Source organism: Methanosarcina spelaei (genome assembly GCF_002287235.1).
GTDB classification, from domain to species: Archaea; Halobacteriota; Methanosarcinia; order Methanosarcinales; family Methanosarcinaceae; genus Methanosarcina; species Methanosarcina spelaei.
Window position 1 is genome coordinate 26,220 of sequence record NZ_LMVP01000301.1, and the last position, 9,247, is coordinate 35,466.

General features: G+C 36.5%; 8 protein-coding genes. 4 read left to right on the forward strand and 4 right to left on the reverse strand.

Annotated elements, in window-relative coordinates; all coding sequences use genetic code 11:
- Nucleotides 1–73 precede the first annotated feature (73 nt).
- From ASJ81_RS13320 to ASJ81_RS13335, 4 genes are all read right to left on the reverse strand, one after another.
- Nucleotides 74–421, reverse strand: coding sequence for a P-II family nitrogen regulator (locus tag ASJ81_RS13320; RefSeq protein ID WP_095644838.1), 348 nt, complete (start codon nucleotides 419–421; stop codon nucleotides 74–76).
- Entirely contained in the window at nucleotides 411–1,142 is a 732-nt protein-coding gene (locus ASJ81_RS13325; protein WP_095644839.1) for a DUF1538 domain-containing protein, read from the reverse strand. Before ASJ81_RS13325 ends, ASJ81_RS13320 begins: the two co-directional genes overlap by 11 nt.
- Nucleotides 1,139–1,831 (reverse strand): DUF1538 domain-containing protein, encoded by a 693-nt coding sequence (locus ASJ81_RS13330; protein WP_095644840.1) that lies wholly within the window; start codon nucleotides 1,829–1,831, stop codon nucleotides 1,139–1,141. Before ASJ81_RS13330 ends, ASJ81_RS13325 begins: the two co-directional genes overlap by 4 nt.
- Nucleotides 1,832–2,107: 276 nt before the next feature.
- Nucleotides 2,108–4,099: a monovalent cation:proton antiporter family protein gene (locus tag ASJ81_RS13335; RefSeq protein ID WP_095644841.1), complete on the reverse strand. Its 1,992-nt coding sequence runs from the start codon at nucleotides 4,097–4,099 to the stop codon at nucleotides 2,108–2,110.
- A 696-nt stretch (nucleotides 4,100–4,795) separates the two neighbouring features.
- Here ASJ81_RS13335 and ASJ81_RS23790 point away from each other — a divergent pair.
- The 4 genes from ASJ81_RS23790 to ASJ81_RS13350 form a co-directional block, all read left to right on the forward strand.
- Nucleotides 4,796–5,503 (forward strand): KamA family radical SAM protein, encoded by a 708-nt coding sequence (locus ASJ81_RS23790; RefSeq protein WP_245860131.1) that lies wholly within the window; start codon nucleotides 4,796–4,798, stop codon nucleotides 5,501–5,503.
- A 27-nt stretch (nucleotides 5,504–5,530) separates the two neighbouring features.
- Nucleotides 5,531–6,055: a hypothetical protein gene (locus ASJ81_RS23795; protein WP_245860132.1), complete on the forward strand. Its 525-nt coding sequence runs from the start codon at nucleotides 5,531–5,533 to the stop codon at nucleotides 6,053–6,055.
- Nucleotides 6,056–6,231: 176 nt separating this feature from the next.
- Nucleotides 6,232–7,098: a putative beta-lysine N-acetyltransferase gene (gene ablB, locus ASJ81_RS13345; protein ID WP_275112559.1), complete on the forward strand. Its 867-nt coding sequence runs from the start codon at nucleotides 6,232–6,234 to the stop codon at nucleotides 7,096–7,098.
- A 1,206-nt stretch (nucleotides 7,099–8,304) separates the two neighbouring features.
- A partial coding sequence (locus ASJ81_RS13350; protein WP_095642727.1) for an ISNCY family transposase occupies nucleotides 8,305–9,247 on the forward strand: 943 nt, incomplete at its 3' end.

The window sequence follows — 9,247 nt, forward strand, 5'->3', positions numbered from 1 at the left end:
GAGTACTTGGTCTTTCTTCAGCGCTGAGCAGGCAATCTGGTGAACAGGCTATTTATAGCCGGGATATGCTCATTTATTCCTCTGGGCACTTTATTTCATAAAATGGATGACAAATCCCAAATACTTTATCCAGAGAAACCACAAATCCGATTCCCATTCCAGGTTCGTTAAGGTTTATAGCCTTAATAATACTATTTCGAATATCATCTTCAATACTTGAATCAACTATTGTAAGGACAATTTCTTTTTCGGGTTCAATCATTAAGCCAAGAATACTTTTATTCTCGTGAATTCCTGTACCGCGACCAAATAAAATCGTTCCACCTTGAGCGCCGGCCTTTCTTGAAGCCTTGATTACTTCATCGCCCCAGCCTTTTTTTACAATTGTTACTATTAAGACAAAATCTCTCTCATTGCACATTCTCTCTACCTCCGTTAAATCTCATATAAACGCCCAGAAGCAGGACAAAGATAATAGGTGCGAGTGCGATTATTGCAATCAAACCAAAGCCATCTTCAACAGGATCGGCACCCTCATATGCTGTAGCTACCCCCACAGCCAGAGACATAAGAAAAGATACAGCCATCGGACCTGTTGCAACTGCCCCTGCGTCAAATGCTATACCTACAAAATCTTTATCACAAAACCATAGCAAAATAAGGACAAATAAATAACCTGGGACTACGATGTAAAGAAAAGGAATTCTATATACGATTTTCGCCATTCCAACCGCAACCAGTGTAGCTACTGCAAAGGAAAGCGTATAAAGCATAAGATTCGAGTTTATATAACCACTGGACGACTCCTCAACTTGATAGGATAACACTCTTACAGAAGGTTCTGCAAAGGTCGCAAGTAAACCGAGAACGAAACCAATAGGAATTAAAAAGTTTTTTCTGTCAGAACCTCCAAAAAATTCGCCTATTTCCGTTCCTGCAGGGAGAAATCCGCTATTAATGCCGTGAAGAAATAATATCATACCAAATGTTGTGAAAGCTAGTCCTGTATAAAGTTTTACCAACTGGCTTAATGGCAGCTTCAGGTATAATATCTGAAATAAGTTGAAGAAAATTACTAAAGGAACTATTGACTGAATAACCTCAAAAACTATAAACAATATTCCTGTACTTTCTGAACTCACGAAGACAGTACACCCAGTAGCATAAGACTCATTATGGGACCCATAGTTGCAAGGCCTATAAGCCCAAAACCATCAAGTTCAGATCTGTCTTGCAATACAGAGGCTATCCCGATTCCAAGGCCCATAAGTACAGGTACAATCATAGCTCCTGTAGTCACGCTTCCGGCATCAAAAGAAATTGCCAGGTAGTCGGTAAGTACGAAGAAGGACAGCACAAGTATAATCGAATAACCTGCTGTAAACAAGTATCTTATTGAAACTCCATACACAATCCTCAGAATTGAAATAGCCATAAGGAAGCCGACTCCAAAAGCTATGGAGACGACAAGTAAATTGGTGTCCAAGCTACCCTGCAAAGCTGAGTCAACCATATTGCTAAGAACCTTTACGTTAGGTTCTGCTATGGTTGTAAGGAATGAGAGTAAAAACACTACTAATGCGATAAAAGTCACTGAATTATGCTTGGGCAAATCAGCTCCTATTGCTTCACCTATCGGAAGCATACTTAACTTAACTCCAGTTAGAAAAAAAGCCATTCCGACTACAGTTAATACTGTAGCTATCAAAACGGAGATAAGATCGGGTAAGCTTGTGCCTACAAACACAAGCATAAGTAACACTATTGTCAGTGTTAAAGGAATTATTGCCTGAATAACTTCCCGAAAAGTTTCTCTAATATCACCCATCATAGAATGTCCCACCAGATAGATAAGCACTTGATATAAGCGAGCGAATAAAACTATTTAAATAGTCTAAAATAAGTACTGAATCCTTAATTTGCCGCTTGTGAATGTTCAACTTATGAATATTCAACTTATGAATTTTCAACTTGTGAATGCTCAAGTACTTCAATACCCTCAAATTTTTAAAATTCAAATATTATAAACTAATTATTCTTAATATAAGTAGATGTCATCGATAAATCCGCTTCTAACTTATATTTCACTATGGTGGAACTTGATTCTTTATTCCCCACTATCCTCGAAAAGTCTTCTAATCTCATCGATGTTTTCAGGTGGGCTGATCACAAGCAGAATATCATCTGAGAAAATTTCAGTTTCAGCTTCCGGCCCGGGAATGAGTTTATGACTGCGTGAGATTGCAAGCACAGATACTCCATAGTTCTTCCGAATATTGAGTTCTCCAAGAGTCATTCCTGCTGATTTTGAAAATTTCCCTACCCTGACACTTCGGATTTCTACGTTTGCAAAATCAAGAGCTAGATCGCAGATTTTTTTACTGGGGATGTCAGGACTTCGAAGCATCTTATAATTGTCTGCACGTAATGTTGAGGTCAAGGAATTGATTTCACTGCTGGGAACCAAGTATCTGTGAAGTACCCTTGTGAAAAGCTCTATTGAGCTTTCAAACTCATCTGAAATTACCTCATCTGCCCCAAAGTCATAAAATTTATCCAACTCACTCAGGAAATGTGTTCTGGCAATAATATGGACCTGAGGGTTCAACCTTCTGGCAGCTTCAATTATTCTTTTGGCGCTTGGAGGGTCACCTGCGGTCACAACAACCGATTTTGCAGTCTGGATGCCTGCATGTTCCAAAACAGCGTTCTGAGCGGCATCACCATAAAAAATATGCTCTTCTCTTTGTTTTTCTATCCGTATGACTTCAGGATTCATGTCAATTACTATGTAGGGAATTGAGGCTTCCTTTGCAGCAGTCACGACATTCTTCCCGTTTATCCCAAATCCTACTATTATTACATGGTTTTCAGGTTTTTCTTCAGATTCACCTTCTTTAAATTTACTGTACCAGCCCTGTTTCAGTATTGGAGGGAAAGGTAACAACTCTGCAAAAGTGGTTGTTCGATACCCTATGCTCATAAAAAGAGGTGTAAGCACCATAGAAAGCACTGCCACATCCAGAAATTCCTGGTACATAAGAGAGGAGATTAATCCACCTGCAAAACCTACTTTTGCAAGAATAAAGGAAAATTCTCCAACCTGTGAAAGGGAAAATCCAACCAGGATTATTGTATTCAAAGGAAAACCTATGAGAAAGGTGCTCAGACTATTTGTCAGAACCTTCAGGAGCAACACAGCCAGGGTAGCACCCAGGATCAAGAGAAGATGTTCTCTTAATATATTGAGATCAAGCAGCATCCCTATTGAGATGAAAAAAATACTCATGAACATGTCCCTGAATGGAATTAGATTCCCTAGAGCCTGAACAGAATACTCAGATTCCGAGATAATCAGGCCAGCAAGAAAAGCTCCCAGTGCCAGAGACAGGCCAACCATCGAGGTCAGCCAGGCGACAGAAAGTCCTATTGCTATAACACTAAGGAGAAAAAGTTCATTATTCCGTGTCTTTGCAACCTGATACATGATAAAAGGAACAATATATCTGGCGCTTAGAAAGGTAAACACAATGAGCCCTAAGCCCTGCAGGATAAGCTCTAAAAATGATTTTTCGGTCCCTGGGGTACCTGCAAGAACTGGAATTAAGAGTATAATTATTACTGCAGCGATATCCTGAAAAATCAGTATTCCTAAGGAAGTTCGCCCGTGAAGGCTATATATTTCTCCTTTTTCCTGTAAGAGTTTAAGGACAATTGCAGTGCTGCTTAAAGCTACTAAAAGCCCAAGGAAGATCGAAGATTCTCTGGAATTGCCAAACCATAGGAATATGAGAGCAGCGATAACTGAAGTTATAGAAAGCTGTAAACCGCCTCCAAAAATTACGGTTCTTCTAAGCTGCAAAAGGTCACGCAATGAAAATTCAATACCTATGGTAAAAAGTAGGAGTACGACTCCGATTTCAGCCAAAAGTTCGATGTTTTCTATCTCTCTAATCAGTCCAAAACCGAAAGGTCCTGCAAGAATACCTGCAAGTAGAAAACCAATTAGTGGAGCTATCTTCAGTCTGGAAAAAGTAAACACTACAGGGATGGAAAGCCCGAAAATGATCAGAAGGTCGGTTAGAAGATTATCTGCCATCAATATATAATGATTTTTTAAATAATATAAATTTCATTGACCTGGTTCTTCGTAAAAAGACAGTAACATATTAAAAGTAATATGAGGAACTGGGTTAGCTATCTTAACAAATAAAAGAGTATTGTAGAAATTTTGAAAACATGTGATGGTTTGGAGAATTAAAGGGTTATGTGAGGTATATTTGGATAAATAAGCAAAAAATAGGTATATGGGGTTTTAAAAGCCTTTTTTAGTCTTTATAGCTTAAAAAAAGTCTATCAATAAGTTAAAAATTTACTCTTGCCTTTATTTCTCTCTAAATACTTTATTACTTCCCTGAAACTGCTAAATCAAGAATCAATTGCTTTTTTGTCACTTTATACATATATAACCTCTTTAAACGAAGGAAAAACAGAAATTCTAAAAAAAATTGATTTTTAAAACAAAATAAAACAATTAACAAGTATAAAATTAAAAATAACCTCAAATAAAAAGGTATTTTTAAGTTTTTTTTCAAAAAAAACGGATTTTTAAAACTCTATTAGACAAAAAAGTATTTAATAGATTTGTTTAATAAATATATTAATGGATTTAAAACGTATTTTCTTTAAATAAGCTGAAAAATAAAGGATTTAATTTTCTAAAACAGAGTTCATTTTATTGTACTCTGGAAGTCTGTCCTATAATTTTTCTTTCAGCTTTTACTGAGGTTTAAATGTGAAATCTAAGATTATGAACTATTTTAATGCATCAAAAGAAGAATTTTCAGACTGGAAATGGCAGTACAGGCATAGAATTGAGACTGTAGAAGAACTTGAAAAACTGATTGAGTTATCAGAGGCCAAGAAAGAAGACATAAAAAAAGCTCTTGAAGTTTTTCCCATGGCGATATCTCCTTATTATGCTTCTCTTATCGATTCGAAAGATCATAACTGTCCTATCCGAATTCAGGCTGTACCCAGTTCAGCCGAACTTAAAAAATCCTCCTGGGAACTCGAAGATCCCCTATGCGAGGATAAGGATTCTCCTTCTGAAGAGAGCTGTATAACCCATAGATATCCTGACAGGGTGCTTTTCCTCATTTCAAACCGCTGTGGAATGTATTGCAGGCACTGTACCCGCAAGCGAAGAGTTGGAAACAGAGAGTACGACTACCCTGAAAAGGCAATCCGAGAAGGGATCGAGTATATCAGAGAACATTCTGAAATAAGGGATGTCCTGCTTTCGGGAGGAGATGCCCTGCTCGTTTCCGATGAAAAGTTAGACTGGCTCCTGGGGGAGCTCTTTGACACTCCTCACGTGGAAATAGTAAGGTTAGGTTCAAGGGTTCCTGTAACCCTCCCTCAGCGCATAACTCCTGAATTATGTGAAATTCTTGAAAAATATCCTTCAGTCTGGCTCAATACCCATTTTAATCACCCATAAGAGATTACCCCAGAAGCTAAAAAGGCAATGAGAATGCTAGCAAAAGCCGGAGTTCCTCTTGGCAACCAGTCTGTACTCCTCAGGGGAGTAAATGATTGCCCGACGATAATTAAAAAACTCTGCCACGAACTCCTGAAGATAAAAACAAGGCCCTATTATCTCTATCAGTGCGACCTTTCCTTTGGGCTGGAGCATTTCAGAACATCAGTTGCAAGAGGAATAGAGATAATTGAGATGCTTAGAGGACACACATCAGGTCTTGCAGTTCCGACTTTTGTTGTTGACGCTCCCGGAGGGGGAGGTAAAATTCCTGTAGGTCCGAATTACCTGATTTCAAGCTCGAATACAGGGACTATCCTTAGAAATTATGAAGGTGTGATTTGTATGTACCCCGAACCTGCAGTTTATTCTTGGAAGTGCCAACAAACGTGTTCGATCTGCGATAATCATCCAAGGCTTAAAAGTGGTACTGGCATTGCAAAACTATATGACAAAGAAAATGACATTATAGCTCTCGAACCCGAAAGTCTGGAAAGAAAACAACGTTTCTAAAGAAAGAGTAGAGGAAATAAGCCCGTAAAATCTCCTCAAGTAAAAAAGCTTTAAAAACATAAGGAGGAAATAACACGGAAAAAAAAATCCCCTTTACTCTTGAAGTTAAAGAAGAACTAACAGGATACTGGAAAAAAATAGATCTGAGTATTGACGGATCAAGAGCTGAGCTTATAATTGATTACTACAACAGTAGAATAAAAATTATAAACTTTACTGGAAATTTTGAAAATATTTCAGGAATTCTCCAAATCGTCGCTGAAATAGTAAAAGTTGGAAAGATAATCGTATATGCATCTCTAGAAAATATAAAAGAGCTTGAGACCTGTGGATATATAGAGGAAGGAATTATTAGCGGATACTATGCAGGAAAAAAAGACTGCCATATTTTATCAAGTTACCTTGAAAGTTCCAGAGGAGTTTCTTCTAACAAAGAGAAAGAAGACCAGATAACTAAAAACTGTCTTACAAAAGTGGGAATTGCCCGAAGAAAACCGAATAAACAAGATGATCACCGAAAAAAAGAGAGCATAGGAATACGAAAAGAGGGTATAGGGTTTCCAAAAGAATACAGTATCAAACCTGCAGTTCAGGCTGATGCCTCATTAATGGCAATGCTTTACAGGCAGGAGTTTAAGTTTTATCCTGCTCCTTTGCACATGGAAAGTTATCTTCTAAAAACTATGGACTCCAATGTTCTTTATCTTCTTGCAGAAAAGCAAGGAAAAATCTTGAGTCTTGCTTCGGCAGAAATGGATCCAATAAACAAGTGTGCTGAAGTAACCGATTGCCTGACAATTTCTTCCGAGAGGGGAAGAGGATTGATGAAAGAGCTCATCAAAGCCCTGGAAAAGGAACTTTCAAATAGAGGTTTCAGAAGCTCCTATACTCTTTGCAGGGCTTCATCTTCAGGAATAAACTCAGCTTTTGCTTCTCTTGGCTATGCTTACACAGGCCGGCTAATTAACAACTGTAAGATTGGAAACGGGTTTGAAGACATGAATATCTGGTGCAAAATGCTTAAAGAGAACAGGTTAGAATAAAGGATAAAACAAGGCAAAAACTGAAAGAAACAGAAAATTGCCAGGATTTTGTTTTCGAAACTCCATAATGTTGAATAATTGCGATCAAAGAAAGTCTTGAGTATTCTACTCAAACTTGGTGGTATTTCCTTTTACGGCTTGGGCTGTTTACGCAACCCATATAACCTAAGTTCCGCATTTTTAGGCGCATAAGTGTCTCCTGATATCGGAGTATGCGCTTAAGTTTAAGCACATAATATTTGTAGCAGAATTTCAAAATCGTGGTCTTCTGACCTCGCAGATTCTCATTACTACATATATGCGCTTAAATTTTGGGAACTAAGGATATAAGCTTTTTATGAGGTCAGGTATTTTGTGGCATTTTTTAATTTCGCCCGTTCTCTTATTAACTTTAATTCTTTCTAAAGTTTTAGTCTACGAAGATTATTGTTACAGGTACTTCATTAACTAATTAAAATATTTTATATTCCATCCAGTTGAGGTATAGAAGAAAAGGATATTCAATTTGAAAAGTCATAACCAGGCGTATAGGTTCCTTCGCATTTACTGATATTAGTCAGGAGAGCTTGAGAAGTAATACTTGTTCCTAACTTCACTGGTGATTGACGTTTTCGTTCCTTTTCTCAAGTTCTATCGCTAAATTTTCCTAAGAATTTTCGAGAAGACAGTCATCACATTCTACATAGGGGTAAACTCTACCTAAAAAGTCGAGATTTAATGGTTGACTGTGAAATGAGAACTTACCGTAGAATTGGTTTTGATTTCATTGTATCTCGCCTTAAAGTCCAGAATCCAAAAGAAAAAATAATATTTATAATAATTAATACAAAATAATTACTGCAAGAAAAAGTCTTCTATTTCACTACGATTTATATTTCTAAGATTTATGTTTTGATCTTGAAAAAGAGATAGAAGATTGAAGAATAGTTACAGCTTAAATGTTTTAAATCAAAAATTTCATGTAAAGTTTAATATTTAGCCCTGATTTTGATGCTTGTTTATCAAAAGATACCGGAATTGATATTAGAGTCTATATCTGCAGTATTTTTTTTAAAACCAATACTTTTCCTGATCGCGTTTTCGTAACGAATGTATATAATTTGTGTTTTTAAGACTCAGTTCCAAAATCTAGTGATGAAAGTAAGTGTAACATCACTACATAAATTTATAATTCTCTAATTATGTAATGATGTTACGGCAAAAACAATGGTAATTATAAATCTTACTCTTAATAACTTATCGGAACTCCCTGCTCTCTCATACCTTTTTGATAGTTATAGCAATGATTACGAATATACCACAAGAGGAATTTTTCGTAGAAAAATTCCTCCAGCCTGCCCTATTTGCAGTGCTCCTATGGTTCATAACGGCTATAATCTATACATCAAAAAAGGTCTTGGAAAAATCAGCATTGGTCGATACAAATGCCAAAATTGTGGTAGTACAGACGAAGAAGATCATAGTTTTTGGGAAGGTCTGAAAACTTTACTTTTTGATTCATTCAATAATTTTTTCCAGGTGCTCAGATACCATAAAGTTTCTTATGATGGAATTTCTGATATAATGAGCTTCATATTTCCAAGATCAAGAAGCACTATTTTTAGAACATTCAACAAAGAAATGGAACAGGAAAATGTTCCAATTTTAGAAAATGTACATATGGTGCACTATGACGAACAGCATCCAAAAGAGGGACGTTGTCAGAAATACCGTTTAACATTACTGGATGCAAAAACTCAAAGAACAATAGCAGATGAACTTTTTGAGGATAAAAGTTCAGAAACCATCAAAACGTTTCTACGAAAAAATCTAGATACATCAGAACCTGTGTTTATTGTTACGGATTTTGATAAGAGATACCCAGATATTTTAAAGGAAGTTTTTGGGGATAAGTTAGTGCATCAATACTGTTTGATGCACTTAAACAAGCTTATAGTTAGCGATTTTCCGAAGAAAACAACAATTGAACAGGAACTATTAAAATACAGGTTATTGAATATATTTTACAATCGTGAAAATGAGATTAAATTCCTGGAAAAAATTCTATCTGAAGAACTTAACGTAATTATGAATGAAGAAAAGCATCAAGAATGGAGTATAAAGGCAAAAAAGGAATTTAACCGATTTAGATATAAATTGAAGCTAGAAA